The organism is Micromonospora sp. CNZ285, assembly GCF_004637285.1.
This window is the reverse complement of record NZ_SPQD01000001.1, coordinates 4,389,771-4,415,119: the sequence shown is the minus strand read 5'-3', so window position 1 is coordinate 4,415,119 and position 25,349 is coordinate 4,389,771. Positions and strand designations below refer to the sequence as shown.

At 72.9% G+C, this 25,349-nt stretch carries 23 protein-coding genes and 1 pseudogene; 10 read left to right on the top strand and 14 right to left on the bottom strand.

The features are described from left to right. Nucleotides 1-101 precede the first annotated feature (101 nt). A complete protein-coding gene (locus CLT75_RS19975) occupies nucleotides 102-1,649 on the bottom strand; it encodes a glycosyltransferase family 2 protein (protein WP_135241977.1) in 1,548 nt (515 codons plus the stop codon). Between the two features lie 173 nt (nucleotides 1,650-1,822). Between CLT75_RS19975 and CLT75_RS19970 the strand changes: the two genes are divergently transcribed. The 5 genes from CLT75_RS19970 to CLT75_RS19950 all read left to right on the top strand — a co-directional run bounded on the left by CLT75_RS19970 (nucleotide 1,823) and on the right by CLT75_RS19950 (nucleotide 5,862). Further along, nucleotides 1,823-2,737, top strand: a complete 915-nt coding sequence (locus tag CLT75_RS19970) for an ABC transporter ATP-binding protein (protein ID WP_135241976.1) — start codon at nucleotides 1,823-1,825, stop codon at nucleotides 2,735-2,737. Further along, a complete protein-coding gene (locus CLT75_RS19965; RefSeq protein ID WP_135241975.1) occupies nucleotides 2,730-3,608 on the top strand; it encodes an ABC transporter permease subunit in 879 nt (292 codons plus the stop codon). The genes CLT75_RS19970 and CLT75_RS19965 overlap by 8 nt, the downstream gene beginning before the upstream one ends. After that, a complete protein-coding gene (locus tag CLT75_RS19960; RefSeq protein WP_135241974.1) occupies nucleotides 3,605-4,564 on the top strand; it encodes an ABC transporter ATP-binding protein in 960 nt (319 codons plus the stop codon). The genes CLT75_RS19965 and CLT75_RS19960 overlap by 4 nt, the downstream gene beginning before the upstream one ends. Beyond that, a complete protein-coding gene (locus CLT75_RS19955; RefSeq protein WP_047892659.1) occupies nucleotides 4,564-5,274 on the top strand; it encodes an ABC transporter permease in 711 nt (236 codons plus the stop codon). The genes CLT75_RS19960 and CLT75_RS19955 overlap by 1 nt, the downstream gene beginning before the upstream one ends. A 150-nt stretch (nucleotides 5,275-5,424) precedes the next feature. Then, a complete protein-coding gene (locus tag CLT75_RS19950) occupies nucleotides 5,425-5,862 on the top strand; it encodes a hypothetical protein (RefSeq protein WP_209310476.1) in 438 nt (145 codons plus the stop codon). Nucleotides 5,863-5,914: 52 nt separating this feature from the next. Here CLT75_RS19950 and valS read toward each other — a convergent pair whose 3' ends face one another. The 5 genes from valS to CLT75_RS19925 all read right to left on the bottom strand — a co-directional run bounded on the left by valS (nucleotide 5,915) and on the right by CLT75_RS19925 (nucleotide 14,368). After that, nucleotides 5,915-8,479, bottom strand: coding sequence for a valine--tRNA ligase (gene valS, locus CLT75_RS19945; RefSeq protein WP_135241973.1), 2,565 nt, complete (start codon nucleotides 8,477-8,479; stop codon nucleotides 5,915-5,917). Nucleotides 8,480-8,630: 151 nt separating this feature from the next. Continuing rightward, a complete protein-coding gene (locus tag CLT75_RS19940; protein ID WP_486485356.1) occupies nucleotides 8,631-10,463 on the bottom strand; it encodes an ABC transporter ATP-binding protein in 1,833 nt (610 codons plus the stop codon). Between the two features lie 86 nt (nucleotides 10,464-10,549). Continuing rightward, complete coding sequence (locus tag CLT75_RS19935) at nucleotides 10,550-12,370, bottom strand: ABC transporter ATP-binding protein (RefSeq protein ID WP_135241971.1); 1,821 nt, start codon at nucleotides 12,368-12,370, stop codon at nucleotides 10,550-10,552. Between the two features lie 37 nt (nucleotides 12,371-12,407). Further along, nucleotides 12,408-12,920, bottom strand: coding sequence for a methylated-DNA--[protein]-cysteine S-methyltransferase (locus tag CLT75_RS19930; protein ID WP_135241970.1), 513 nt, complete (start codon nucleotides 12,918-12,920; stop codon nucleotides 12,408-12,410). Next, complete coding sequence (locus CLT75_RS19925) at nucleotides 12,917-14,368, bottom strand: AlkA N-terminal domain-containing protein (protein ID WP_135241969.1); 1,452 nt, start codon at nucleotides 14,366-14,368, stop codon at nucleotides 12,917-12,919. Before CLT75_RS19925 ends, CLT75_RS19930 begins: the two co-directional genes overlap by 4 nt. Before the next feature lie 242 nt (nucleotides 14,369-14,610). On the opposite strand from CLT75_RS19925, the gene CLT75_RS33380 reads away from it, so the two are divergent. Next, nucleotides 14,611-15,075 carry a hypothetical protein gene (locus CLT75_RS33380; RefSeq protein WP_262015854.1) on the top strand — a complete coding sequence of 155 codons (465 nt, stop codon included), beginning with the start codon at nucleotides 14,611-14,613 and terminating at the stop codon, nucleotides 15,073-15,075. 200 nt (nucleotides 15,076-15,275) lie between these two features. Here the strand turns inward: CLT75_RS33380 and CLT75_RS33375 are convergent. Further along, nucleotides 15,276-16,097 (bottom strand): annotated as a pseudogene (locus tag CLT75_RS33375) (EamA family transporter); the annotation flags it as partial. Nucleotides 16,098-16,190: 93 nt separating this feature from the next. Here CLT75_RS33375 and CLT75_RS19915 point away from each other — a divergent pair. Genes CLT75_RS19915 through ychF form a run of 3 tightly spaced genes read left to right on the top strand, consistent with a single transcriptional unit; the run spans nucleotide 16,191 to nucleotide 18,624 of the window. After that, a complete protein-coding gene (locus CLT75_RS19915) occupies nucleotides 16,191-16,703 on the top strand; it encodes a MarR family winged helix-turn-helix transcriptional regulator (RefSeq protein ID WP_135241967.1) in 513 nt (170 codons plus the stop codon). Nucleotides 16,704-16,733: 30 nt separating this feature from the next. Then, nucleotides 16,734-17,480: a peptidase E gene (locus CLT75_RS19910; protein WP_135241966.1), complete on the top strand. Its 747-nt coding sequence runs from the start codon at nucleotides 16,734-16,736 to the stop codon at nucleotides 17,478-17,480. A gap of 58 nt (nucleotides 17,481-17,538) precedes the next feature. After that, nucleotides 17,539-18,624 carry a redox-regulated ATPase YchF gene (gene ychF, locus CLT75_RS19905; protein ID WP_030501477.1) on the top strand — a complete coding sequence of 362 codons (1,086 nt, stop codon included), beginning with the start codon at nucleotides 17,539-17,541 and terminating at the stop codon, nucleotides 18,622-18,624. A 20-nt stretch (nucleotides 18,625-18,644) separates the two neighbouring features. Here ychF and CLT75_RS19900 read toward each other — a convergent pair whose 3' ends face one another. Next, a complete protein-coding gene (locus CLT75_RS19900) occupies nucleotides 18,645-19,424 on the bottom strand; it encodes an SDR family oxidoreductase (protein WP_135241965.1) in 780 nt (259 codons plus the stop codon). A 935-nt stretch (nucleotides 19,425-20,359) separates the two neighbouring features. Here CLT75_RS19900 and CLT75_RS19895 point away from each other — a divergent pair. After that, nucleotides 20,360-20,923, top strand: coding sequence for a dihydrofolate reductase family protein (locus CLT75_RS19895; RefSeq protein WP_135241964.1), 564 nt, complete (start codon nucleotides 20,360-20,362; stop codon nucleotides 20,921-20,923). Between the two features lie 72 nt (nucleotides 20,924-20,995). Here CLT75_RS19895 and CLT75_RS19890 read toward each other — a convergent pair whose 3' ends face one another. The 6 genes from CLT75_RS19890 to CLT75_RS19865 form a co-directional block, all read right to left on the bottom strand. Continuing rightward, the gene (locus tag CLT75_RS19890) at nucleotides 20,996-21,691 is read right to left on the bottom strand and encodes an ABC transporter permease (protein ID WP_135241963.1); all 696 of its coding nucleotides are present in this window, start codon (nucleotides 21,689-21,691) and stop codon (nucleotides 20,996-20,998) included. Further along, nucleotides 21,688-22,566, bottom strand: a complete 879-nt coding sequence (locus CLT75_RS19885) for an ABC transporter ATP-binding protein (RefSeq protein WP_135241962.1) — start codon at nucleotides 22,564-22,566, stop codon at nucleotides 21,688-21,690. Before CLT75_RS19885 ends, CLT75_RS19890 begins: the two co-directional genes overlap by 4 nt. Continuing rightward, entirely contained in the window at nucleotides 22,563-22,922 is a 360-nt protein-coding gene (locus tag CLT75_RS19880) for a GntR family transcriptional regulator (protein ID WP_128137275.1), read from the bottom strand. Before CLT75_RS19880 ends, CLT75_RS19885 begins: the two co-directional genes overlap by 4 nt. A 193-nt stretch (nucleotides 22,923-23,115) precedes the next feature. After that, nucleotides 23,116-23,607, bottom strand: coding sequence for a GNAT family N-acetyltransferase (locus CLT75_RS19875; RefSeq protein ID WP_135241961.1), 492 nt, complete (start codon nucleotides 23,605-23,607; stop codon nucleotides 23,116-23,118). A gap of 89 nt (nucleotides 23,608-23,696) precedes the next feature. Continuing rightward, a complete protein-coding gene (locus tag CLT75_RS19870) occupies nucleotides 23,697-24,428 on the bottom strand; it encodes a class I SAM-dependent methyltransferase (RefSeq protein WP_135241960.1) in 732 nt (243 codons plus the stop codon). 207 nt (nucleotides 24,429-24,635) lie between these two features. Beyond that, complete coding sequence (locus CLT75_RS19865) at nucleotides 24,636-25,349, bottom strand: ElyC/SanA/YdcF family protein (RefSeq protein ID WP_135241959.1); 714 nt, start codon at nucleotides 25,347-25,349, stop codon at nucleotides 24,636-24,638.

Below are 25,349 nucleotides of genomic sequence, written 5' to 3'. Positions count from 1 at the left end.
CAGTTTCGCAGCCCACCGGCGATCGGTCGAGAGCGCCACCCGCCTCCCGGTGATCGCGTGTCCGGCGACCGTGCCGAGGACGAACCGGGGTCACCGAATCCTTACCGGCGTGCCGCCGCCGGTCGATCGTGCGAACGGCTGCCGGAGCGCGCCGACCGGCCGAGCGCGCGATCCCGTATCCGACGGACCGCGCGACGGATCCGGGACGGGAGCCGGCGCGAGTCCTCCACCCGGGGCGGGCCGCCGTCGGCCGCGCACCTCACCACGAGCGGCAGGCGGGCGTCCAGCGCCCAGCCGGCCTGGATCACCCGGGCCCGGACCTCCCAGGTGCCCCGGGTCCGGCCACCGTCGAGTTCCGCGAAGTCGACGGTGGCGGTGCTGCGGTGGCGCACCTCACCGGTCTCGACCCGTTCCGTGGTGGCGGCCACCGGCAGGAAGAACTCCTCCCGGGTCTCCCGGCGGCGGACGACGACGTCGGTCCTCGCCCCGCCGGCCCGCATCACGACCCCGGCCGGCACCGCGTCGGCCACCGGGAGCACCGGCAGCCCGTCGTCGTCGAAGCGCAGCGGCTCGTCACCGGCGCGCAGGTGGGCGTCGACGGTGACGGTCAGCGTCCGCCCCCGGACCCGCCATCCGCCGACCGAGGCGTGGGCCCGGACGCTCACCTCCCACTCCGCCAGCCGACGCAGGTCCGCAACCCGGCCCCGTGCGGCGAGATGCGCGATCACCTGGAACATCGGCGGCAACCCGGCGACCGCCTCCGGCGTGAAGCGCTCCTCGACGAGCCGGCCCACCTCGGCGGCCACCTGGTCGGCCCACTGCTCCGGCGCGCTCAGCAGGGCCTGCCCGCGCAGCCGGCTCAGCATCTCCTTACGCAGCCAGCGCCGTTGCAGGCGGAGCCGGGTCGCGGCGGGTGACCGGTGCGCGTCCACGACGTCCAGCGCCTCCCGCAGCGCCGCGTAGTACTCGGCCGGGTCCATCCGGGTGGCGGTGACGTTGCCCGCGTCCACCCGGCGGACGTGGTGGTAGCAGGGGTGATCGGCCAGCACGCAGACGCGTCCGGCGAGCAGGTAGGCCGCCGCCATCAGCCGGTGGTCCTCCAGGCGGCGCGGGTGGCCCTCCGGGAACCGCAGCCCGTGCCGGTCCAGGAAGGACCGCCGGAACAGCTTGTGGCAGGTCATGCTGTCGGCCAGCGGCGCGTTCGCCGGTGTGACGCCGAACCGGTTCTCCCGGAACAACTCCCGCGGTACGCCCCGCCGGTGCCCGATCATCCGCCCGATCACGATGTCCGCGTCGTGTTCCCGGGCGCAGGCGTGCAGGCGGGCCAGCGCATCGTCGCCGAACCAGTCGTCGTCGTCGGCGAAGAAGACGTACTCGCCGCGCGCCTGCTCCAGCCCTCGGTTGCGCGGGTGCGACGGCCAGCCCGAGTGCTCCAGGTGCAGCACCCGTACGTGCGGGTCGGCGGCGGCCAGCTCGTCCAGGCGCTGCGGCGTGCCGTCGGTCGACCCGTCGTCGGCGAAGATCACCTCGTACGAACCGGGCGGCAGCCCCTGCCGCGGCAGCGACGCGACGAGCGGATCGAGGTTCGCGCCGCAGTTGTACGTGGGCACCACCACGCTCACGATCGTCCGGTCCGTACCGTCGGTCATGCCGCCCCCGTCGATTCGCCTCACACGGTGGCAGCTTCCCCGCGCGCTCGCCACCCCGCTCCCACCGTCCAGGGACCCCGGCGGCCACCTAGGGGCCCCGGCGGCCGAGGATCAGGGGATCGCAGGGGTCAGGAGAGGCTCCGGCGAGGCCCCGGAGTTCTACGCTGAACGGCGTGACACTGCTCGCGACCGAGTCGCTGACCAAGACGTACGGAGGCCGGGTCACCGCGTTGGCCGACCTCACCGTGTCGGTCGAGCCGGGGATCATCGGGCTGGTGGGCGCGAACGGCGCCGGCAAGTCCACTCTGATCAAGATCCTGCTGGGTCTGCTCCCGCCGACCAGCGGCCGGGTACAGGTGCTCGGCCTCGACCCCACCACCGATCCCGCCGCGGTCCGCGCCCGGGTCGGCTACATGCCCGAGCACGACGCCCTCCCGCCCGACCTGTCCGCCGCCGAACTGGTCACCCACCTGGGCCGGATCAGCGGGCTGCCGCGCACCGTCGCCCGCGAGCGGGCCTCCGAGGCGCTGCGCCACGTCGGGCTGCACGAGGAGCGGCACCGGGCCGTCGGCGGCTACTCCACCGGCATGAAGCAGCGGGTCAAGCTCGCCCAGGCGCTCGTACACGATCCCGATCTGCTGTTGCTCGACGAGCCGACGAACGGCCTCGACCCGGCCGGCCGGGACGCCATGCTCGCGCTGATCCACCGGATCGGCACCGAGTTCGGCATCTCGGTGGTGGTCTGCTCGCACCTGCTCGGCGAGGTGGAGCGGATCTGCGACACGCTCGTCGCCATCGACGGCGGCCGGCTGCTGCGCGCCGACCGGGTGTCCGCCATGACCACCGCCACCGACGTGCTCGCCGTCGAGGTGAGCGAGGGCACCGACGACCTGGCCGTCCGGCTCGCCGCGCTCGACCTGCCGGTGACCCGCGACGGGCGCCTGCTGCTCGTCCCGCTCGCCGACGACGCCACCTACGACCAGATCCTCGGCGCGGTCGCCGAGCTGGACCTGCCGCTGCACCGGCTGGATCAGCGGCGGCACCGGGTGGCCGAACTCTTCGCCGCGAGGGAGCCCAGCCATGTCTGACGCGACCGGGGTCATCCACGACATCGGCTACCAGCGCTACACCGGCCCGCGGCTCGGCCGCCGGCAGGTCTTCGGCGCGCTCTACCTGCACGGCGTGCGTACCGTCTTCGGGCTGGGCCGCAGCGCCAAGGCCAAGATCTTCCCGTGGCTGGTCGTCTCCGTGGTGACTGTGGTGGCCGCCGGGGTCACCGCGGTGCGCAGCCAGATCGGCGAGGTGGTGATGACGTACGCCCAGTTCGCCGACGCGATGAGCTGGCTGGTCATCTTCTTCGCCGCGGTGGCCGCGCCCGAGCTGGTCTCCCGCGACCTGCGCAGCGGCGTGCTTCCGCTGTACTTCTCCCGCCCGCTGCCGCGCGGCGACTACGCGCTGTCCAAGCTGCTGGCGCTGGTGACCGCGCTGTGGCTGCTGCTCGGCGGCCCGCAGCTGGTGATGTTCCTCGGCGCCGCGTTCACCACGAACCGGGGCGTACGCGGGGTGTGGGACGAACTGCTCGACCTGCTGCCCGGGCTGCTCTACGCCGGGCTCTGGGCGGTGGTGTTCGCCTCGATCGCCCTGCTCGTCGCCTCGCTCACCGGCAAGCGCGCGTTCGCCGCCGGTGGCATCGTGGCGGTCTTCCTGATGACCACGCCGGTCGTGGGCGTGCTGTCCATCCTCCCCTCGCAGACGATCAACGAGCTGGCCTTCGTGGCCTCCCCGCCGACGCTCGTCGGTGGCGTGGGCAACTGGGCGCTCGGCGACCGGCTGACCCAGGGCCGGGGCGGCATGCCGATCGGCGACTTCGGGCCGGTCTACGCCGTGGTCGCCGTGCTGCTGGTCGCCGCCTGCGTCAGCCTGCTGCTCCTGCGATACCGGAAGGTGGCCGCCCGATGACGGCGATCAGCACCCAGTCGACGGCCGGCGCGCCCGCCGCCGCGACGAGCACGCTCGACCTGGCCGGTGTCTCCCGCTGGTACGGCAACGTGGTGGCGGTGAACGACGTCACCATGCGGCTCGGCCCCGGCGTGACCGGCCTGCTCGGCCCCAACGGCGCCGGGAAGACCACGCTGCTGCACATGATGGCGGGCTTCCTGTCCCCGTCTCGCGGCACGGTGACGCTGGACGGGGAGCCGACCTGGCGCAACCCCGCCGTCTACCGGCGGCTCGGCCTGGTCAGCGAGCGCGAGGCGGTGCACACGTTCCTCAGCGCGTACGAGTTCGTGCTCGCCAGCGCCAAGCTGCACCGGCTGCCCGACCCGGAGGCCGCCACGAAGCGGGCGATCGAGCTGGTCGAGATGGAGGACGCGCAGACCCGCCGGATCGGCACCTACTCCAAGGGCATGCGGCAGCGCACCCGGGTCGCCGCCGCGCTCGTGCACGACCCGCAGGTGCTGCTGCTCGACGAGCCGTTCAACGGAATGGACCCGCGCCAGCGGCTGCACATGATGGCGCTGCTGCACCGGCTCGGCGACGCGGGACGGACCATCCTGTTCAGCTCGCACATCCTGGAGGAGGTCGAGCAGGTCTCCGGCACGGTCCAGGTGATGGTGGCCGGCCGGCTCGCCGCCTCCGGCGACTACCGGACCATCCGCCGCCTGATGACCAACCGGCCGCACGTGTTCGCGGTCCGCTCCACCGACGACCGGGCGCTGGCGGTGGCGTTGATGGCCGAGGCGTCGGTCTCCGGCGTCGAGCTGGACCGCACCGGCCTGACCGTCAAGGCCGGCGACTACGGCGCGTTCACCCGGGCACTGCCCCGGATCGCGCTCCGGCACGGCATCCGGGTCCGGCAGCTCCTGCCGGAGGACGAGTCGCTGGAGAGCGTCTTCTCGTATCTGGTGGAGGCATGATGTCGACAGTCACCTGGATCACCGCGCGCGGCCTGTTCGGCCGGAGCCGGTTCCTCATGCTGCTGCCGTTGCCGCTGGTCCTGATCGGCCTGGCGGTGCTCTGCCGGTCGCTCGGCGTCGACCCGGGCCAGTGGGGTCCGCCGGTGCTCGTCGGCCTCGGCCTCGCGGTGGTGCTGCCGGTGGTGGCGCTGATCGTGGGCACCGGCGTGCTCGGCGCCGAGATCGACGACGGCACCGTCGTGCACATCCTCACCAAGCCGCTGCCGCGCTGGCAGATCGTGCTGCCGAAGCTGGCGGTCGCGGCCGGCGTCACAGCGGTCACCGTCGGCGTTCCGATCTACGTCGCGGGCGTGCTCGCCGATTCGGTACGCCTCGGACTCGCACTGGTGGTCGCCTCGGCGGCGGGCGCGCTGGCGTACTCGGCGCTGTTCCTGGCGCTCAGCCTGGTGACCCGGCGGCCGGTGCTGCTCGGCCTGGTCTACGTGCTGATCTGGGAAGGGCTGCTGGGCCGGTTCGTCGGCGGCACCCGGGTGCTGTCGATCCAGCAGTGGGTGATCGCCCTGGCCGATCGGATGGCGCCGACGCCGCTGCTCGGCACCACCGTCTCGGTGCCGGTCGCGGCGGTGCTCACCGCGCTGGTGGCGGTCGGGTTCACCGTGCTGGCGATCGACCGCCTGCGCTCGTTCAGCGTGGCCGGCGAGACGAGCTGAACCCGGGGCGGAACCCGTTTTCCGACGTGAACGCCGGAAAACGGGTTCCGCCCTGCCGTGTCCGGTCTGCTAGTTTGCGGCGGCTACGAACACCGACACGGGGAGAACACTGTGCGTTCAGCTCGACTCGCCCTGCTGGCTCCGGCCGCGGTGGCGATGATCGTCATGTCCGGCTGCGACGACGGGGACGACAAGCCGTCGGCCGGGCCGGCGGCGCCGTCCGCCCCCGCCGCCACGTCCGTGCCGCCGGTGACCCCGGCGCCGGCGGGCCTCGACGAGGCCACCCGGAAGACCTGCGCGACTGCGGAGAAGGACATCACGGCCGCGCTGAAGGAGGTGGCCGAGGCGGAGAAGATCGGCCCACCGGCCGGCCACTCGGCGGTCAGCGCCCAGTACTCGGCGGGCGCGGCCACGCTCTACACGCACGCCTTCACCAGCAGCGACGAGGTGAACGCCGCGGTGAAGGGGGTCGCCACCGAGATGACCGACCTCGCCGACACCTGGGCCAAGGCGCCGGGTAAGGCACCGAGCAAGGCGGATCTCACCGCCGCTCGGGACAAGCTCAAGGCGGCCTGCGCGGCCGACTGAGGCATGCACCGCAGTGAGGGGCGGCCGGCGTCACGCCGGCCGCCCCTCACTGTCAGAACGCGCAGGCGACGACCAGTTCGGTGGTGCGGTCGGGCAGCAGGTCCAGCTTCGCGATCCGGCCCGCCGCGCGCAGGTCGTCGGCGACGGTGCCGAGACGGTCCAGCACCGCCGCCGGTCCGAGCGCCTCGGCCAGCGGCACGTCCGCCTTCATCGACAGCTTCCGTTCCGACTTGGCGCGGCGCACCTGGCCCAGCGCGTCCGCGGCCAGCCGCAGCAGCTCCGGGTCACCCGGCGCCTCCATCGCGCGGCCCACCTCGTACGTGGTCGGCCACGGTGAGCGGTGCACCGACCCGTACCGCCACCACGACCAGACCTCCTCGGTGACGAACGGCAGCACCGGCGCGAACAGGCGCAACTGCACCGACAGCGCGGTCGCCAGCGCCGCCCGGGCCGAGTCGGCTGCCGGCCCGGTGCCGTAGGCGCGCTCCTTCACCAACTCGATGTAGTCGTCGCAGAACCGCCAGAAGAACGCCTCCGTGGCCATCAGGGCGGCCGTGTGGTCGTACCCGTCGAAGGCGGTGGTCGCGGTCGCGACCACGCCGGACAGTTCGGCGAGCATCGCGGTGTCCAGCGGTTGGGTCGCCGCGGCCCGCAGCGCGTCGGCGGCGCCCAGCCCGAGCGCGAACCGCGACGCGTTGAGCAGCTTGGTGGCCAGCCGGCGCCCCACCTTGACCTGGGCAGGGTCGAAGGCGAGGTCCATGCCCGGCTTGCCGTTCGCGGCCCAGTAGCGGACCGCGTCGGACCCGTTGCGCTCCAGCAGCGCCATCGGCGTGACCACGTTGCCCTTGGACTTCGACATCTTCTTGCGGTCCGGGTCGAGGATCCAGCCGGAGAGCACGGCGGTGTGCCACGGCAGCGCGCCGTGCTCCAGGTGGGACCGGGCCACTGTGGCGAACAGCCAGGTCCGGATGATGTCGTGCCCCTGCGGGCGCAGGTCCATCGGGAAGACCCGGGCGAACAGGTCCGGATCGGTCTCCCAGCCGCCGACGATCTGCGGGGTCAGCGACGACGTGGCCCAGGTGTCCAGCACGTCCGGGTCGCCGGTGAAACCGCCCGGCTCGCCGCGCTGCGACTCCTCGTATCCGGGCGGCGGCTCGCTCGTCGGATCGATCGGGAGCATCGCCTCGTCCGGTGTGAGAGGGTGGGACCAGTCCGGCTCGCCAGCGTCGTCGAGCCGGTACCACACCGGCACCGGCACGCCGAAGAACCGCTGCCGGCTGACCAGCCAGTCACCGGTGAGACCACCCACCCAGTGCTCGTACCGGTGCCGCATGTGCTCCGGCACCCAGCGCAGCTCCCGCCCCCGGGCCAGCAGCTCCTCGCGCAGGCCGGCGTCGCGGCCGCCGTTGCGCAGATACCACTGCCGGGTCGAGACGATCTCCAGCGGCCGGTCGCCGCGCTCGTAGAACTTCACCGGATGGGTGATCGGCCGCGGCTCGCCGACCAGGTCGCCCGCGTCCGCGAGCAGCTCCACGAGCGTCCGCCGGGCGCCGTTCACCGTCTGCCCGGCCAGCGCCGCGTAGGGCTCCGCCGGCACGCCGGCCGGCGGCTCCGGCAGCAGGCGCCCGTCCCGGCCGATCACCACGCGGGTGTCCAGCCGCAGCTCACGCCACCAGGTCACGTCGGTCAGGTCACCGAACGTGCAGACCATCGCGATGCCCGTGCCCTTGGCCGGGTCCGCCAGCGGGTGCGCGCGCACCGGCACCTCGACCCCGAACACCGGGGTACGCGCAGCGGCGCCGACCAGGTCCGCGTACCGCTCGTCGTCGGGGTGGCAGACAAGCGCCACGCAGGCCGGCAGCAGCTCCGGGCGGGTGGTGTCGATCAGCACCTCGCGGCCGTCCGGGCCGGTGAACCGCAGCCGGTGGTACGCGCCGGGCCGCTCCCGGTCCTCCAGCTCGGCCTGCGCGACGGCGGTGCCGTACCCGACGTCCCACAGCGTCGGCGCCTCGGCCTGGTACGCCTCGCCCCGGGCCAGGTTGCGCAGGAACGCGCGCTGGCTGGCGGCGCGGGCCGCCGAACCTATCGTGGTGTACGTCAGCGACCAGTCCACCGACAGCCCGAGCCGCCGCCACAGCGCCTCGAACGCCTTCTCGTCCTCGACAGTGAGCAGTTCGCACAGCTCGATGAAGTTGCGCCGGGAGATCGCCGTCGGGTTCTTCCGGGCCGCGTCGTCCACCGGTGCGGCCGGCGGGCGCCAGTCCCCGTCGTACGGCAGTGCCGGATCGGGACGCACGCCGTACACGTTCTGCACCCGGCGTTCGGTGGGCAGCCCGTTGTCGTCCCAGCCCATCGGGTAGAAGACCGTGCGCCCGCGCATCCGCTGGAACCGGGCCACCGTGTCGGTGTGGGTGTACGAGAAGACGTGCCCCATGTGCAGCTCGCCCGACACGGTCGGCGGGGGAGTGTCGATCGCGTATACGTCCGACCGCTCCTTCGTGCGGTCGAACGCGTACGTGCCGTCCTCCTGCCAGCGGCGGGCCCAGGTCTCCTCGAGGCCGTCCAGGCTCGGACGCTCGGGGACGCCGCCGCGAGGGCTGATCGTCGTGTCGGTCATCAGCCGATGGTAGGCAGCCACCCCGCCGCACTCCACGCCTTTCCCCACCCCGCGCGTCCTCGTTGATCTTGCACTTACCGCCCCGGCACAAGCCACTAATCGGGCATCCCGCGGGCCGCAATTGCAAGATCGACGGGGACCTGGGCGACGGCTAGAGGAGCGAGTCGCGCCACTGGCGGTGCAGGGCGGCGTAGCGGCCGTCGGCGGCGATCAGCTCGGCCGGTGGGCCGTCCTCCACGATCCGGCCGTCGTCGAGGACCAGCACCCGGTCCGTCGTCTCCACTGTGGAAAGGCGATGGGCGATCACCAGGGCGGTACGGTCGCGCAGCACGTTGTGCAGGGCCCGCTGCACCAGCCGTTCGGTCGGCACGTCGAGCGACGAGGTCGCCTCGTCGAGGATCAGCACCCGAGGGTCGGCGAGGAACGCCCGGGCGAACGCGACGAGCTGCCGCTGCCCGGCGGACAGCCGACCGCCGCGCCGGTGCACGTCGGTGGCGTACCCGTCGGGCAGCGCGGCGATGAAGTCGTGCGCGCCGATCGCCCGCGCGGCCGCCACCACCGCCTCGTCGTCGGCGTCGGGACGGCCGAACCTGATGTTGTCGGCCACGGAGCCGCTGAACAGGTGCGTCTCCTGGGCCACCAGCACCACCGCCCGGCGCAGCTCGGCGTCCGCGAGGTCGCGCAGGTCCACCCCGTCCAGCCGGACCGCGCCCGCGTCCGGGTCGTGGAAGCGGGCGACGAGCTTCGCGACTGTGGACTTCCCGGCGCCGGTCGGCCCGATCAGCGCCACTGTCTGCCCCGGCGGCACGGTCAGGTCGAGGCCGGACAGGATCGGCGTCCGGCGGCGGTAGCCGAAGTCGACCGCGCGGAAGGTCACCGCCCCGCGCGGCGGCCCGGCCGGCAGCGGCACCGGCTGCGCCGGTTCGGCCACCGCCGGACGCTCGTCCAGCACCCCGGCCAGCTTCTCCAGCGCGGCGGTCGCCGACTGGAGCGAGTTGTAGAACTGGCTCAGCTCCTCCATCGGCTCGAAGAACCGGCGCAGATAGAGCAGGAACGCGGCGAGCACGCCCACCTCCACACCGCCGCCCAGCACCCGCCAGCCGCCGTACCCGAGCACCACCGCCGCGGTCAGGTTGCCGATCAGCCGGATGCCCGGCGAGTAGATCGCGATCAGCCGGAACGCGCTCAGACTGGAGCGCCGGTAGTCGTCGTTCACCGCGCCGAAGATGCGGTCGTTGCGGTCCTCCCGCCGGTACGCCTGCACGGCCCGGATCCCGCGCAGCGACTCGACGAAGTGCACGATGACGAGCGCCACCGCCTCCCGGGTGCGCCGGTACGCCCCGGCCGACGCGCGGGCGAACCAGCGCGACAGCACGAACAGGAACGGGAACGCGAGCAGCGTCGCCGCCGCCAGTGGCAGGTCCAGCCAGAGCAGGATGCCCGCCACGGACAGCACGGAGAGCCCGGCCATCACCAGCTTGTCGATGCCGCCGTCGACCAGCTCGGCGATCGACTCCAGGTCGCTGGTCAGCCGGGACACCATCCGCCCGGACGTGTAGCGCTCGTGGAACCCGACGTCGAGGCGCAGGAAGTGCCCGTACACCCGGCGGCGCAGGTCCAGCAGGACGGCCTGGCCGATCCGGGCGGCGAGGGTGAGGAACGCGCGCCGGGCCGCGTACTCGACAGCGGTGGCGACCACGAACGCGGCGGCGACAGCGATCAGCGGGCCGGGATCACCGGCCCGCAGCGGCCCGATGCCCCTGTCGATGCCGAGCATGACCAGGTACGGCCCGGACATCGCGGCGGCGTTCTGGGCCAGCAGCAGCGCCACCGCCAGCCCGAGCGCCCGGCGGTGCGGGCGTAGCAGCCGGCGCAGCAGCACCCGGCTGCGGGCGCGCAGCCGGGTCACCGCCTCCGGGGACGAGTCCTCCGCGCGGCTGCGGTCGGCGTCCGGGTCGGTGGCCCGTCCCCGCCAGCGGGACAGGTCGTCACCGTCGCCGTGGCGCGCGCCGGTCGGCCCGTCACCGCTCCGCGCGTCGCGGGGCCTGCGTACCCGTGGCGCGCGGCCGGTCACGAGCGCACCAGGCCGACGCCGTCGCTCCGGCGCTCCGGCTCGGCGGACAGCACCGCCCGGTAGGCGGGCACCCGGGCCAGCAGCTCCGAGTGGGTGCCCACGGCGACGATCCGGCCGTCGTCGAGCAAGGCCACCCGGTCCGCCAGCGCCACCGCCGACGGGCGGTGCGCCACCAGCAGGGTCGTGGTCGCGGTGTCCCGCAGCACCCGGCGCAGGGCCGCCTCGACGAGCGCCTCGGTGTGCACGTCGAGCGCGGAGAGCGGGTCGTCGAGCACCAGCACCGCGGGCCGGCCGAGCACCGCACGCGCCAGCGCGAGGCGCTGTCGCTGCCCGCCGGACAGCGACAGCCCCTGCTCACCGACCCGGGTGGCAAGCCCCCAGGGCAACTCGTACGCGAAGTCCGCCTGGGCCAGCGTCAGCGCGGCGCGTACCTCGTCCTCGCTCGCGTCCGGCCGGCCCAGCGTGAGGTTCTCCCAGATCGACATGGAGAACAGCGTCGGCTCCTCGAACGCCACGGCGACGAGCCGGCGCAACGAGTCCAGCCGCAGGTCACGCACGTCGTACCCGTCGATCGTGATCCGGCCGCCGGTCACCTCGTGCAGCCGGGGGACGAGCGACAGCAGCGTGCTCTTGCCGCACCCGGTGGCACCGACCAGCGCCATCGTCTCGCCCGGCTCGACCGTCAGATCCAGGTCGCGCAGCACCGGCCCGGACGAGCCGGGGTAGCGGAAGCCGACCCCCTCGAAGCGGAGCCGGCCGCGCACCTCACCCCGGTCGAGCGACCGGGCGTGCGGAGCGTCCACGATGGTGGGCGCGGTGTCCAGCACCTCCTGGATCCGGTCGGCGGCGGTCGCGGCCTCCTGCCCGTTGGCGATGATCCAGCCCAGTGACTGCACCGGCCAGATCAGCATGAGCTGGAGGCTGACGAACGCGACCAGCTCCCCGATGGACAGCGCGCCATCGGCGACCGCCGCGGCGCCGGCCACCAGCACCGCGCCGAGCGTCAGGTTGGGCACCAGGTCGAACAGCGCGGAGGTCCGGGCGAGCAGCCGGGCCTTGCCGATCCCGGTGTCGTGCAGCCGGCGCGCGCCGACCGCGAACCGGGCAGCCAGTTCCGGCCCGCGCCCGTACGCCCGCATGGTGCGCAACCCCAGCGCGGTCTCCTCGACCAGCGTGGCGACGTCGCCCTGCTGGTCCTGCATCCGACGCGACGCCGCGTGGTAGTGGCGCGCGAAGCGGCGGCTGATCAGGAACAGCGGTACGGCGCTCGCCGCGACCAGCAGCCCCAGCCACTGGTGCAGCCGGATCAGCAGCGCCACCACCGCCGCGTAGGTGACCAGGTTGAGCACCAGGAACAGCAGCCCGAAGGAGAGGAACCGCCGGATCACCGACAGGTCGCTGGTGATCCGGGACAGCAGCTGGCCGGACTGCCAGCGGTCGTGGAAGCCCGCTGGAAGCCGTTGCAGGTGGGCGTAGATGTCGGCGCGGATGGTGGCCTCCATGCCGACCGAGGACGACGACTGCGTCCAGCGGCGGATGAAGATGAGGACCGCCTCGGCCACGCCGAGCAGCAGCGCCAGCGCGCCGAGCCGGAGCAGCCCGGCCTCGTCGTGCCGGGCCACCGGCCCGTCGACCACCCGCTGCACCACCAGCGGAACGGCCAGGCTCGCCGCGGTGGCCGCAAGCGCCGCGATCAGCAGCCAGGCGAACTCCATCGCGTACGGGCGCAGGTAGGGCCGCAGCCGCCAGAGGTTGCGCAGCGGCTGGGACCGGGCGCCGGTATGCGCCGCGGGGTTGCCGTCGCTGGACGCGGGCACTACCCGACGGTAGCCGCCGGGGGTGACAGTCCGGCTGTCAGCTAGCCGTCACCCGTCCCTCATGCCCGAGAAGCCACTTCTTCACGTCCAGCCCCCAGCGGTATCCACCCAGCGTGCCGTCGGTGCGCAGCACCCGGTGGCAGGGCACGAACAGCGCGGCGGCGTTGCGGGCGCAGGCCGCAGCGGCGGCCCGGATCGCCGCCGGTCGCCCGGCCAGCGCGGCGAACCCGGTGTAGGTGACCGGGTCGCCGGGCTTCACGTCGCGCAGCACCTGCCAGGCGTGCGTCAGGAATGCGCCGCCGGTGTGCTGCTCCACCGCTACCGCGTCGATGGCGGTGAGTTCACCGTCCAGATAGGCCCGGACGGCGGCGGTCACCGGACCGAGGTCGGCCCGCTCCCGCAGCTCGCCGCGCAGGCTCGGGTGGATCAGCGGCAGCAGGACCGCCGGGTCGGTGGTGAAGCCCGCCGCGCGTACCGCCCCGTCGGGGCCGGCGAGCACGCTCAACGGGCCGGCGGGGGTGTCGATGACGGTGCTGTCCACAGTGCTCATGCTGCTCTCCAGAGTCGGATGGTCGCGTACGACCGCCAGGGGCGCCAGCGGTCGGCGTACGCGGACAGGGTCTTCGGGTCGTCGGACAGGCCGAGCGCTGCTGCGCCACGGCGTACGCCCAGGTCGGTGGTGAGCGCGACATCGGGGTCGCCGAGTGCGCGCATGGCCAGGTAGCCGGTGGTCCACGGGCCGATGCCGGGCACCGCGGCCAGGAGCCGGACCGTCTCCTCCCGGTCGCCTCCGGGTTCCAGGTCGAGTTCGCCGTCGGCGACCGCGCGGGCCAGCGCGCGCAGCGTCTCCCGGCGGGCCGCCGGCATCCGGAACGCCGTGTCCGGCGCCGCGAGCACCTCCGCCGGACCGGGGAACGCCACCAGGCCGTCCGCCGGGTCGTCGGCACCCGCCCCGCTCGCCGCCCGGGTGGCGGAGAGCAGGCGGGTGAGCGTGGTCCGCGCCGAGGCCAGCGAGACCTGCTGGGTGGCGACGGCGCGGACGGCCAGCTCGAAACCGTCTACGGCGTGCGGCAGCCGGACGCCGGGCTCGGCCGCCACGGCCGGGGCCAGCGCCGGGTCGGCGGCCAGTGTGGCGTCCACCGCTACCGGGTCGGCGTCCAGGTCGAGCAGGCGGCGGCAGCGGGCCACCGCGGGAGCCAGGTCACGCATGTCGGCCAGCCGCAGCGTGGCGTCGATGTGGCCGTCGGCGGGGGTCAGCGCCACCGTGGCGGGACCGTGCGGCAGGCGCAGCCCCCGGTGGTAGGTGCCGTCGCGGACCACCTCGACGCGGGGCAGCGCGCGCAGCGCGAGGAAGTCCAGCAGCGCGCCCGCGTGCAGCGGGGGCCGGTAGGCCAGCCGCAGCGAGAGCGTGCCCGCACCGGTGGCCGCGGCCGGGCCACGACGGCCGGCCCGCAGCTCGGACGGGGTGCCGCCGTAGACCTCGCGGACCGTGTCGTTGAACTGCCGGACACTGCCGAACCCGGCGGCGAAGGCCACCTCGGCCAGGCCGAGGCCGGTGGTCTCGATCAGGATCCGGGCGGTCTGCGCGCGCTGGGCCCGGGCCAGCGCCAGCGGGCCGGCGCCCAGCTCGGCCCGGAGCATCCGGTGCAGGTGCCGCTCGGTGTAGCCCAGCCGGGTCGCCAGCCCGGGCACCCCGTCCCGGTCCACCACGCCGTCGGCGATCAGCCGCATGGCGCGGCCGACCAGGTCGGCCCGGACGTCCCACTCGGGCGAGCCCGGTGCCGCGTCCGGCCGGCACCGGCGGCACGCCCGCAGCCCGGCCCCCTGCGCGGCGGCGGCGGACGGGAAGAACCGGACGTTCTGCCGCTTGGGCGTCATCGCCGGACAGGACGGCCGGCAGTAGATCCCGGTCGACGTCACACCGGTGTAGAACCAGCCGTCGAACCGCGGGTCGCGGCTGTCGACGGCTCGGTAGCACCGCTCGAAGTCCAGTTCCATGCCACGATCCTGCCTCGCAGCTCCCGGGCTCGGCTGGCGGGATTCGGACATGACGTGCGGCAGTCGCGCCAGCTCGGGGACGTGGCGGTATCCCCGGCCCCGGGACACCGCCACTCCGCCGAGGTGGCGTGGATCATGGCCGTCGGACCCGAGAAAGTGTCGTAAGTGGTCGGTAGCGTCCCGCCACCAACTCAAGAAGAGGTGCGGGGCATGGCGAGCGTGGCCGGGCGGGGTGTCCGCTGATGCGATCGGGGCGAGCACCGTTGGACGCCGCGGTGGTGGAGGGCTTCTACGAGCGGATGCGGGTGGTGGCGCCGGCCGCGTACGGCGCGATCGAGCGTGATCGGGCCGGTGACCCCGGTCGCCCCTTCGCGGACACCGCCTGCGGGCGGCTGGCCGGCTCCCTCGACCCGGACGGGCTGCGCGCGCTCGGCATGTGGGCCCACCACTGGTGCATGCGCTTCTACGACGACGACACCCGGGTCGGCCTGCGGCTGGTCCGCGAGATCGCCGCGCGCTCCGGCCTCGGCTGGACCGCCGACGAGGTGCGATGGCTGCTCGACCGGTCGTACGCGGCCGGCCCCGCCGCCGCGCACCGGTTCACGCTGCCGCTCGCAGCAGCGGCGCAGCTACCGGCCGGTGTGCTGCCCGAAGGCGTCGCCGCCGAGGCGTGGCCGGACGACTGGCGGCGGCTGCGGGCCGGCTGACCGCGCCGCCACCAGCCCGCCGTCCCGCCGCCTGCCGGGAGGCCGGTCGGCGCTGCCGTCGGGCCGCCTGCGCGAAGGCCGGCCAGTGCCGCCGCCGGGCCGTCCGAGCCGGCCCGCGTGCCGGTCGCCGTCGGGCTGTCCGTGTCGCCGCCCGGCTGCCGGCGCGACGATCGGTCCGGCAACTGGGCGAGCACCATCGCCGCCACGGCCACCGCGAAACCGGTGAGCTGGACCGGGTCCAGCGCCTCACCGAGCACCACCCAGCCGAGCGTCGCGGCGGTGAGCGGGCTCAACGCGCCGAGCACCGACACGCGGGACACCGGCAGTCGCGCCGCGCCCCGGAACCACAGCACGTACGCCAGGGCGGTGCCGGCCAGCCCGAGCCACGCGTACCCGAGAAGGGCCGGCCCGTCGGGCACGGGCGGCGCGCCCTCGACGGCGGCGGCTACCGGCACGATCATCAGGCCACCGGCGACGAGCTGCCAGCTCGTCGCGGCGAGGACGCCCACCCCGGGCGGCCGGCCCCAGCGGCGGGTGAGCACCAGCCCGGCGGCCATCGCCACGGTGCCGGCCAGTCCGGCGGCGACGCCGAGCGGGTCGAGGCCGGCGCCCGGCCGCAGCACCACGAGGGCGACGCCGAGCGGGGCGGCCACGGCGGCGACCAGCGCCGGCCGGGTGGGGCGGTCGCGGAGCAGCGCGACCGTCAGCACCGCCACCAGCAGCGGCTGCGCGGCGCCGAGGACGGCGGCGGTGCCGCCGGGCAGCCGGTACGCGGCGAGGAACAGCAGCGGGAAGAACACCCCGATGTTCAGCGCGCCGAGCACGGCGGCCCGCCCCCACCAGAGGCCGCGTGGTCGTCGGCGGGTCAGGGCGAGCAGCAGCAGGCCGGCCGGGAGGGCGCGGATCGCCCCGGCCCAGAGCGGCCGGTCCGGTGGAAGGAGTTCGGCGGTGACCAGGTAAGTGGTGCCCCAGGTGACGGGTGCGGCGGCGGTGAGCGCGACGTCGGTCCAGCGGGGGTTCATGTCGGCCTCTTTCTCAGCCCTAAGTATCTTAGTGCTAAGCTAATCAGGCCCGAGCGAAAAGGGGAAGTGGGACGTGCGGCACAATCGGCAGCCGTGACAGGCGACGAGGTGGACGCGATCGTCGAGCAGTGGCGGCGGGAACGCCCCGGCATGCGGCCCGAGCCGATGGCCGTGTTCGGCCGCATCTACCGGCTGGCCCGGCTGGTCGGCGACGGCCAGGAGAAGGTGTACGCGGGCTGGAACATCGGCCGGGGCGAGTTCGACGTGCTGGCCGCGCTGCGGCGCTCCGGCTCGCCGTACACGCTGGCGCCGAAGGCGCTCGCCGCCTCGCTGATGCTCACCTCCGGCGGCATGACCGGGCGGCTCGACCGGCTCGAACGGGCCGGCCTGGTACGGCGCTCACCGGACCCGGCCGACCGGCGGGCGCTGCGGGTGACGCTCACCGACACCGGCCGCCGGGTGGTGGAGGAATCGGCCGAGGCCGGGCTCGCGGTGCAGCGGCGGATCCTCGACGCACTGCCCCCCGCCGACCAGGACCGGCTGGCCGATCTGCTGCGCGCGTTGCTCGCGGCGGCCGAGGCCGGGCCCGCGGATCCGGCACAATGATCGGCACCGCCACCGCCCGGAAGGACGCCCATGCCCGCCACCGAACCGACGATCGTCGCCACCAGCATGGGTTTCGCCAGCCGTCGCCGCGGCCCCTGGGACGCCCGGCCGAGCGCCCTGTTCGACCTGATGGCCCACCTGGCCGGGGCCGGTGACGCGCCGCGCGTCTGCTACCTCGGCCAGGCCACCGGCGACCAGCCGACCGGGTTCACCGTCTTCTACGGCGCCTTCGCCGGCACCCGGTTCCGCGCCTCCCACCTGGCGCTCTACCCGATGCCCAACGTCGAGGACATCCGCGCGCACCTGCTCGCGCAGGACGTCATCTGGGTCGGCGGCGGCAGCGTGGCGAACCTCTGCGCGGTCTGGCGGGTGCACGGCCTGCCGGAGATCCTGCACGAGTGCTGGCAGGCCGGAGTGGTGCTCGGCGGGGTGTCCGCCGGCTCGATCTGCTGGCACACCGGCGGCGCCACCGACAGCTACGGCCCCACGCTGCGGCCCTTCACCGAAGGGCTGGGCTGGCTCCCGTACGGCAACGGCGTGCACTACGACAGCGAGGAGCAGCGCCGCCCGCTGATGCACCGGCTGGTCGCCGACGGCACGCTGCCCGCGAGTCATTGCACCGACGACGGGGTGGGGCTGATCTACCGGGGCACCCGGCTGGCCGAGGCGGTGGCGGACCGGCCCGGCGTGGCCGCGTACGAGCTGGTCCGCGCCGAGGACGGCACCGTCCGGGAGACCCGGATCGAGCCGCGCCTGCTGTCCGCCGCGTCGGAGTGACAGGCTTCGCGGACCTGCCTGCCCGGCGCGGGCGGCGAACCGCGTAAGCTGGTTCGTCGTGAGTCTCACCATCGGCATCGTCGGCCTGCCCAACGTGGGCAAGAGCACCCTGTTCAACGCGCTGACCAAGAACGACGTGCTCGCCGCGAACTACCCGTTCGCCACCATCGAGCCGAACGTCGGCGTGGTCGGGCTGCCCGACGAGCGGCTGACCAAGCTGGCCGAGATCTTCTCCTCGCAGAAGGTACTGCCGGCGCCGGTCTCGTTCGTCGACATCGCCGGCCTGGTCCGGGGCGCCTCGAAGGGGCAGGGGCGGGGCAACGCGTTCCTCGCCAACATCCGGGACGCCTCGGCGATCTGCCAGGTGGTGCGCGCCTTCTCCGACCCGAACGTGGTGCACGTCGACGGCAAGGTGTCCCCGGCCGACGACATCGAGACGATCAACACCGAGCTGATCCTGGCCGACATCCAGACGCTGGAGAAGGCGCTGCCGCGGCTGGAGAAGGAGGCCAAGCTCCGCAAGGACCGGGCCGCCGCCGTCGAGGCAGCCAAGAAGGCGGTCGAGGTCCTCGACAACGGCGTGACCCTGTACGCGGGCGCCGCCGCCGCGAAGGTCGAGCTGGAACACCTGCGTGAGCTGCACCTGCTCACCACCAAGCCGTTCCTCTACGTCTTCAACGTCGACGAGGCCGAGCTGGGCAACGCCGAGTTCCTCGACGAGCTGCGCGGCCTCGTCGCGCCCGCCGAGGCGATCTTCATGGACGCCAAGATCGAGTCCGAGCTGGTGGACCTGCCCGAGGACGAGGCCCGCGAGCTGCTGGAGTCGATCGGGCAGTCCGAGCCCGGCCTGAACCAGCTCGTCCGGGTGGGCTTCCGGACGCTCGGGCTCCAGACGTACCTGACGGCCGGCCCCAAGGAGGCGCGGGCCTGGACCGTCCCGGTCGGCGCGACCGCGCCGGAGGCCGCCGGTGTGATCCACAGCGACTTCCAGCGCGGCTTCATCAAGGCCGAGGTGGTCTCCTACAACGACCTGGTCGAGGCCGGATCGATGGCGGCGGCCAAGGCCGCCGGCAAGGTCCGGATCGAGGGCAAGGAGTACGTCATGCAGGACGGCGACGTGGTGGAGTTCCGCTTCAACGTCTGAGTCGGTGCCGTTCCCGCAGGTCAGGAGATGCCGCCGTCGCTGCGTAACAGTTGGCCGTTGATCCAGCCCCCGTCGGGCGAGCACAGGAACGCGACGAGGTTCGCACAATCCTGCGGGCGTCCGAGGCGACCGAGCGGCGTGGCCCGTAGGACGGCATCCTTGATCTCTGCGGTCATCCAGCCGGTGTCGGTTGGACCCGGATCGATGGCGTTGGCGGTCACGCCGAGGTGGGCCAGTTCTTGAGCAGCGGCCAGGGTGATCCGATCGAGAGCGCCTTTGCTTGCTCCGTAGGGAAGGTTGCCGACGGTAGCGTCACTGGTGAGGCTGACGATGCGTCCCGTGCCATGTTCCCCTCGGAACCGTCGGGCGTACTCGCGAATCAGGAGCCAGCTCGCCCGGGTGTTGACCGCGAAGTGACGGTCGAAGCTCTCGATGCTGGTGCCGAGCAGGCTTGATTTAACGCTCTCGCAGTGGGCGAGGACGAGCGCGCTCACCGAGCCCAGCTCTCGCTCCACGGTCTCGAAGATGTCACCCGTGGCGTGAGGATCAGCGAGGTTCGCCTCGACTGCGACAGTTCTTGCCCCGTGCTTCGCGGCCTGGCTGCTGAGCTGCGTCATCGCCTCGGGATCGGCTCCCCAGGGCATCCGCTCGTCGTACGGGGTCCAGTAGGTGAAGCCGACATCCCAGCCGGTTCGGGCCAGCGCCAACACCACCGATGCGGCGATGCCGGCGCTGCGGCCGGCACCGGTCACCAGGGCGACGGGTCGATGCTGTCGGTCCGTGCCATCCGTGAGTGACATTTGTGGTCGCACCCCCTCGACGCGCCATCCTCGCTGCCCGCCCGAAGGACGTCATCGGAATTACCCGGCCACCACAGCAGTGCCGGCGATGCATCGCGACGGCGCCAAGCACCGCGCGGCTGGCACCCGCGCGCCGTAGGGGAGAGGACGCCGCCAGCGCCGGCGAGCTGAGGGCGGTTACCGGGTTGCGGCTGGGCGCCCCCGCCCTCACCATTCGCGCCACCCGTCAGTAAGTTCGGCCCGCCCGATGTCGCGTCGGGCAGTGAGAGCTTTGACGTCAATGATGCGACGATCTCATCACCGGACGGTGACGGCGTCGGCATCGGCGGCATGCCTGGATGCGTCTCGGACCCAGGCTGCGTGACGCTCTCGGCCCGCGAGAGCGAGCGTATGTCTGCTTCATAGGCGTCGAGAGCCGCATCGACGGCAGCGATGAATGCGTCTGGCCAGAGGTGTAGCGCGTAGGCGTCAACTTCAGCGAGGGTGCCTGCGGCGATGCCGCCCTTCTGGTCCCGTACCTTCCGGCTTCACTGTTCGGTTGGCCGTGTGATCATGGGGCGCAGCCTAGCGGCGGCATCTGACGGCAGGCCGAGTCTCGGCGTAGGTGGCAGCGGTACGGGAAGGCCGTGAGCGCGACGCGTGATCATGTCGGCTCACGGCCTGCTGTCTGGATCGACGACGCGTTGACGCCGGAGGCGCTTGCCTGGGCCGAGAGTCGCAGAACACCGACGCGGCTGGTTGATGTACTGCCCGCTCAGCTCACCCGCCCCGTGTATCGGAGCGCACGTCGTCGGATGATGGCCTCGCCGTCGGCGGCTGGTCCCGCATCCGGACGCGGGACACCAGTGGCCCGGCTCTCGGTGTGGCCTGACCGATGTCTTCCCGGCGCCGTGCTGGTCTGTACGTCGAGTATCGACCCACGGGAGGCTGGCACGATGCGCAAACTGACCTTCGGCATGAACGTGAGCCTGGACGGCTACGTCGCAGCGCCCGGCGACGATCTCGGCTGGGGTGTGCCGAGCGACGAGTTGTTCCAGTGGTGGTCCGACCGGGTGGCGGCGACCGGCACGGCGCTCTACGGGCGGCGACTGTGGGAGGCGATGAGCTCCCACTGGCCGACCGCCGATCAGCAGCCGGACGTCACACCTGCGCACGCCGAGTTCGCCCGCCGCTGGCGGGACATGCCGAAGGTGGTGTTCTCCTCGACGACCAGGCCGGTCGACTGGAACACCCGCCTGGTCACCGGCGACGCGGTCACCGAGATCAGGCGGCTGAAGGCCGAGGACGGTGGTCCGATGGACATCAGTGGCGCCACCCTCGCCGCGGCGGCCATGCGGGGCGGGCTGATCGACGAGTACGTGCTCGTCACCCATCCGGTCCTGGTGGGTGGCGGTAAGCCGTTCTTCGCGACCCTCGACAACTGGGTGAACCTGGCCCTGGTGGAGACCCGGACGTTCCCTGGTGGCGTGCTCCTGACCAGGTACGAGACCAGGCGCTGAGAGGCCGGCAACCATCGCACAGAAGACCGCCGGTCCGCGTCTCGCGGACCGGCGGTCGCTGTGTGCGTACCGTCAGGCGTTCGCCCGCCGAATGGCCGCCATGCCGCCGAGCCCGGCCAGCGCGGCCACCAGGGCGGGCCATCCCACCAGCAGGCTGATCTGGTGCTGGCTGCTCAGCCACTCCCAGATGTCGCCGAACCAGTCCTGCCAGATGACCAGCGCGACAAGCAGGCCGGTCACCAGGATCAGGGCCGCGCCGGCCCCGAGCAGGCCGTTCATGCCGAACCGGACGTACCAGACGGCGGCGAGGACGGAGAGGAAGTTCAGGAACAGGAACGGCACCGCGTAGACGGCAATCTGCAGCAGCCCGTTGTCGACGTCGAGGTACGGGATCCGGAAGAACCGTAGCTGGATCCCGAAGCCGCCGGTGGCGCCCTCGATCAGATTGAGCAGGTAGAGCAGGATGCCGTAGACGACCGCCTGCACCACGTTGACGAGCACCGTGGCGAGGTAGAAGGTGCGCCGGGTGACGCCCATGCCGAGCGCGAACGGGAACACCTGGCTGATCGAGGCGGCGGCGACGATCGCGCAGACGATGTAGAGACTGGCCAGACCGCCCGTGGTGTTCTTGCCCGGCGCGGCCTCGTCGATCGAGGCGAAGATCAGCAGGTTGACGCCGAGCGAGATGGCCATGATGCCCCACGGCCAGGCCAGCTGGCCCACCCAGGCGATGGTGTGCATCCGGGCGACATCGAGGATGCGGGTCATCGGGCGTTCGTCCTTTCCGTCGTCAGGCGCACCACGGCCTGCTGGAGCGACACCGGCGCCAGGTCGATGCCGAGCTTCTTGGCGCGCGTGCGTTCGGCGTCGTCGAACGACCCGCGCAGCGTCGTGCGGGCCGCGCCGCCGAGCTGCTCCCGGTGCAGCACCCGGTACGCGGCGCCGAACTCGTCCACCGCCCCGGCCGGGCCGGACGCCTCCATCACCTCGCCGCGCAACTCGTCGCTGGGCGCGTCGAGCAGCAGCTTGCCGCGATCGAGCAGCAGCACGTGCTCGATCAGGTCGGCCACCTCGTCGATGAGGTGCGTGGAGAGCACGACAGTGCGTGGGTTCTCGGCGTAGTCGGCGAGCAGCCGGTCGTAGAAGAGCTGCCGGGCGACCGCGTCGAGACCGAGGTACGGCTCGTCGAAGAAGGTCAGCGGCGCGCGTGCGGCCAGGCCGATCGTCACGCCCAGCGCGGACAGCATCCCGCGGGACAGCTTGCGCACGTTGCGCTTGCGCGGCAGGTCGAAGTCGTCGATGAGGGACTGCGCGAAGTCCTCGTCCCAGTTCGGGAACAGGCGCTTCGCCAGGCTCAGGACGTGCCGGACCTGGTAGGCGGCCGGGTACGTCTGGCTCTCCTTGATGAAGACCACCCGCGACAGTGCCCGCTCGTTCTCGTACGGCCGCTCGCCGAAGATCGTGAGGTCGCCGCTGGTGCCGCTGTTCTGGCCGGTGATCAGCTGCATCAGCGTCGTCTTGCCGGCGCCGTTGCGGCCGAGCAGGCCGTAGATCTTGTTTCCTGTCAACGTGAAGGTGACGTCGTCGAGAGCGGTCACGTCGCCGAACCGCTTCGTGAGGCCGGCTGCCGCCACGACGCTCATCGCTGTTCCTCCCCTGTCTCGATGAGCTTCTTCAGCTCCTCGGTGCCGATGCCCAATTTGCGTGCCTCCTCGATGAGGGGCCGCACGTACTGGTCGGAGAACTCGCGCCGGCGGCGTTCCCGGAGTGTTTCGACGGCCCCCGTTGCCACGAACATTCCGATCCCCCTGCGCTTGTAGAGCAGCCCGTCATCGACCAGGCGGTTGATCCCCTTGGCGGCGGTCGCCGGGTTGATCCGGTGGAACGCCGCCAGCTCGTTCGTCGACGGCACCTGGGTCTCCTCCGCGTACGTCCCGTCGATGATCGAGTTTTCGATCAGCTCCGCGATCTGGACGAAGATCGGCCGGCCGTCATCCATCCCGGTTCTTTGGTTCATTACTCATGTAACTAACCATCGCACCCGGGCGCCAGAACCGTCAAGTGCCTTCGGGTACGCGCGCAGCCCACCGCCCGAACTCGTGATCAAGGAGTTCGGGTCACCCAGGCGGTCTCGACCGGACACAAACTCCTTGATCACCGGGGGCAAAGGCGGCCCGGGGGAGTGGGAGCGGTCAGATCTCGGGGCTGCGGCGTTCGATCAGGGTCACGTCCCGCCAGGTGCCGTGGTGGCGGCCCACCCGCTCGCGGGTGCCGACGACGCGGAAGCCGCACGTCGCGTGCAGCGCGAGACTCGCGGTGTTCTCCGGGAACACACCGGACTGGATGGTCCAGATCCCGGCCGCCTCGGTCGAGGCGATCAGCGCCTCCAGCAGGGCCCGGCCGACCCCGCGTCCGCGCCCCCTCGGGTGCACGTAGACGGAGTGCTCGACCACGCCGGCGTAGACGCAGCGGTCGGAGACGGCCGAGCAGGCCACCCAGCCGAGCACGTCGCCCGCCTCGTCGAGCGCCACCCAGCGGTGGCCGGGCAGGCGGGTGGCGGTGAAGCGCGTCCAGTCCGGCGGCTCGGTCTCGAACGTGGCGTTTCCCTCGGCGATGCCGAGGCGGTAGATGTCCAGCACGGCGTCGGCGTGCGAGTCGTCCATTGCGGCGACGGTGACTGTCATCGGTTCCTCCTGTCCGGACCCGGCGGTCGTCAGCGTAATCGGCGCGACCGAGAGGCCGGGACGGGATATCCGGCCCCTCGGTGTGAGCGCTACCGCCGCCGGTAGACGGAGATGTGCGCGCGGCTGTCCGCGTCGAACGGCGTCCGGTCCCAGTCGGCGTACCGATCGGCGAGCCGCAGCCCGGCCCGCTCCGCCAGCTCGTCGATCTGTTCCGGCCAGGCGTACCGCATGGCGAACGGCTTGAGGTGCACGCCGGCGGCGTCGAACGTGACGGTCTGCCGCACGAACGTCTGCGCCGCCCGGTCGTACCGGTGCATGCGGATGGTGGCCGAGTCCTCGGTCACCTCCCGCACCTGGACCTGCTCGTCCCGGTCGAAGTCCGCCGGGTCGGGCACGAAGGTCTCGATGACGAACGCCCCGCCGGGCGCGAGCACCCGGGCGACGTTGCGGAAGCACGCCGCCTGGCGCTCCTCCGAGACCAGGTTGAACAGCGTGTTGAACACCAGGAAGACCAGACGGTACGGCCCGGCGACCGGGACGTCCGCCATGTCGCCGACGGTGACGGGCATGTCCGCGCCGCCCGGCTTGGCGCGCAGGTGCGCAACCATCTCCGGGGACGCCTCGACGCCCTCCACGGTCAGGCCGCGGGCGGCCAGCGGCAGGGCCACCCGGCCGGTGCCGATCGCCAGTTCGAGCACCGGGCCGCCCTCGGCCAGCGGCGCGAGGAAGTCGACGGCCGGGGCCGGGTCGGGATTGCCGGGGCCGTCGTAGGTGGCGGCCCAGAGCCGGCCGAACAGGCCGGGATCGTCGAAGACGGACATCACGCGCCCTCCCGCCGGGCGGACGGAACGCGACGCGGCGCGAGGTCAGTGACCTCCGCCGGAATGGGGTACGACAACACGAAGCCTCGTTTCGGATGAGGTGACGACGGGTCGGCTGGGCTTCGCAGCGTGTGGCATGGCGGTGCTCCCTCCGGTCGGCTTCGAGGGGTTCAGCAGACCAGCAGCCGAGCCGGAGGGACAACCGGATTACGCCCGCAGCGCGTCGTCCACTCCGGTCTCGCGGCGGCCGAGGTGCACCGGGTCACGCCCGGTCAGCACGTCGACGGCGGCCTTGACGCACGCCCCGTACTCCCGAGCGGAGCTGATCCGCCACTGGCCCGCGTACCGGCGGGCGGTGTCGTCGCCGACGCCGACGGTGTCGATGCCGGCGTCCCGGCAGAGCGCCACCGCGCGCGGCAGGTGGAACGACTGGGTGACCACTGTGGCCCGCCGCACCCCGAAGACGCGGTGCGCGCGGACGCACGAGTCGTACGTGTCGAACCCGGCGTGGTCCAGCACCGTCTTGTCCGCCGGGACGCCCCGGTCGACGAGCCAGCGCCGCATCGCGTCCGGCTCGTCGTAGTCCCAGTTCATGTGGTCCCCGGAGAGCAGCAGCACGCGGACCTTGCCGGCGGCGTACAACTGGCGGGCGATCTCCAGCCGGGCGGCCAGGAACGGCGCCGGCGTGCCGTCCGGCTCCACCTTGGTGCCCAGCACGAGGGCCACCGGCGTCTCCGGCGCGTCCGCGGCGTCGAACAGGCGGCCCTCGGCGGCGTCGCGGACCCAGGTCGCGCTGGCGACCGTGGCGGCGCCGAGCAGCACCACGGCGGCGGTGGCGAGCACCAGGAGGCGGCGGAGCAGGCGTACGGCCCGTCGATGGTCGCCCCGCCAGGCCCGCCATCGCGCCGTCAGCCCTCGCAT